Source organism: Blautia sp. MSK17_66 (assembly GCF_020538025.1).
GTDB lineage: Bacteria > Bacillota > Clostridia > Lachnospirales > Lachnospiraceae > Blautia_A.
In genome coordinates this window covers 1-392 of record NZ_JAJBNQ010000102.1, presented here as the reverse complement: position 1 = coordinate 392, position 392 = coordinate 1, and the positions used below count along the sequence as shown (strand labels likewise).

The 392-nt window shown below is 45.2% G+C and carries 1 pseudogene; it reads left to right on the top strand.

Annotation, left to right across the window (positions count from 1 at the left end):
• Nucleotides 1–27: 27 nt before the first annotated feature.
• Nucleotides 28–392, top strand: a pseudogene (locus tag LIR34_RS17665) (IS200/IS605 family accessory protein TnpB-related protein); the annotation flags it as partial.

Genomic DNA, 392 nt, shown 5'->3' with positions numbered 1-392 from the left:
TTCCAGCGGAAGCATGGCTCTGTACAGGTGAAAAGCAGATGGGCTTATGCGAAGCGTCTTAACACAGAACTCGGAAGAAAGATCGCAGGAGCAGTCACAGGATATGCGGAAGAAAACCATGTGGATGTGATTGTGTTTGAGTATCTGGAAATAAAAGGAAAGATATCGGGAAGAAAGAAACAGAAGCTGCATCTGTGGAAAAAAAGGGATATCCAGAAAAGATGTGAACATCAGGCACATCGCAGAGGGATGCGGATATCCAGGATCTGTGCATGGAATACCAGCAGGCTTGCATATGATGGATCAGGAACAGTTGTCCGTGATCCGGGCAATCACAGTCTCTGTACATTCCAGAATGGAAAAAGATATAACTGTGATCTTTCGGCATCCTA